At 65.3% G+C, this 1,673-nt stretch carries 1 protein-coding gene and 1 pseudogene; both read right to left on the bottom strand.

Annotated features, from left to right (window positions below; translation table 11 throughout):
- Positions 1-3: 3 nt before the first annotated feature.
- Positions 4-1,547 (bottom strand): annotated as a pseudogene (locus EOA36_RS34905) (L-aspartate oxidase).
- A partial coding sequence (gene nadA / locus EOA36_RS34900; protein WP_145969495.1) for a quinolinate synthase NadA occupies positions 1,544-1,673 on the bottom strand: 130 nt, incomplete at its 5' end. The gene nadA and the pseudogene EOA36_RS34905, both read right to left, overlap by 4 nt.

The raw sequence follows: 1,673 nt of genomic DNA, 5'->3' as shown, positions 1-1,673 counted from the left end.
GGTTCATTGCTCGACGTCTTCAAGCGTTGGAGAACATGGGAATTCCTCGGCTTTCGTCAAGGCTTCTTCCAGCGTGAGCCTGGAGCGGCGCGCGATGTCAGCACGATAAGGAAAGTCCGTGCGGTGGTGAGCGCCGCGGCTTTCTTCGCGCAGGAAGGCCGCAACCGCGATCAGCAGTCCCACTACCGCGGGATCGGACGCCGCATCGTGGCGTTTGGCCAGCGGAAGCAATGTGCTCACGGCCTCGCGCAACATCTCGCCATTGCGCTTCACGCCAAGGCTGCGTGAGAGGAGAGGGCGCAAGGAGAGTGGATCGGGCGCCGGATTTCCCGTGCCGTCAATCTTGTTCTGACGCCGAGGGGAGATCCCGCCACGCTTTCAGCGACCCAGTGCGCGCATACAATCGCCTCGGTCAGCGAGTTGCTGGCAAGCCTGTTGGCGCCGTGCAGTCCGGTCGAGGCGACTTCGCCGCAAGCCCACAGTCCGGCAACGGAGGTACGTCCGTCCCGGTCCACCGCGACGCCGCCCATGTGATAGTGCTGGGCCGGCCGTATCGGAATGAGGTCTTGCGCCGGGTCGATGCCTGCGCCCCGGCAGGCCGAGGCGATCGTCGGAAACTGCCGCGCGAATGTCGGGCCGGGCTTTTCTCGTCCATCCAGAAAGACGCGGTGGCCGTTCGAAAGATGCGTCCAGATGGCGCGCGCCACGACGTCGCGCGGCGCGAGTTCCGCGTCCTGCAAATATTCGAGGAAGCGCTGGCCGGTTTCGTCGACAATCGTTGCGCCTTCACCGCGAACCGCTTCGCTGATCAGCGGCATCGGGCGAGCCGGCCCATCAAGCGCGGTCGGGTGGAACTGGATGAACTCGAGGTCGGCAAGGACAGCACCGGCGCGCGCCGCAAGTGCCAGCCCCTGTCCGGAGCTGCCTAGCGGGTTTGTCGAGTCGTGAAACAGCCCGCCAATCCCGCCGGTCGCGAGGACGACCCGTCCCGTACCCAGGAACACAGGACTAGTCGAACAGCTTGCCCAAACGCCCGTGACCTTGTTGTCCTCCACCGCCAGCCGCCGCGCCTCCACACCCTCGACCATCACAATCGACGGAGCAGAACGCACGGCTTCGACCAGCGCGCGCATGATCTCCTGTCCACTGCCGTCGCCGTCAGCATGAACGATGCGCCGGCGACCGTGCGCGGCCTCCAATCCAAGGCGCAGTGCTCCTTCAGGCGTCCGATCGAAGCGGACCCCAAGGGTCGACAGGTTCTCAATCGCGCTAGGGGCCGCATGAAGGATGCGGGTTGCGATTTCTGCGTCGCAGAGCCCGGCGCCAGCGGCGAGCGTATCGGCCAGATGCAGCATTGGGTTGTCGTCATCGCCGAGGCTGGCAGCCAGGCCGCCCTGTGCCCACGCACTCGATGCTTCTGATCCGAGCGGCGTCCTGGACAAAACAAGCACGGGTTCTGGCGCCAGATGAAGCGCGGTCAATAATCCGGCAATGCCGCCGCCAATTATGATGGGCCGGCCAAAGAAGCTGCGGACATCCGCGCTCATACGGCGAGCATCCGCTCGACGGCCAGCCGCGCGCGGCCGGCGATCTCGGGTGAGATGGTCACGACATGGCGGTTCTGCTCGAGCGCGGCGCGGGTATTGGGGAGCGTTATCCGCTTCATATTGGGG

It is taken from the genome of Mesorhizobium sp. M8A.F.Ca.ET.021.01.1.1 (assembly GCF_003998025.1).
Taxonomy (GTDB): domain Bacteria; phylum Pseudomonadota; class Alphaproteobacteria; order Rhizobiales; family Rhizobiaceae; genus Mesorhizobium.
This window is presented reverse-complemented; position numbering and strand designations above follow the sequence as displayed.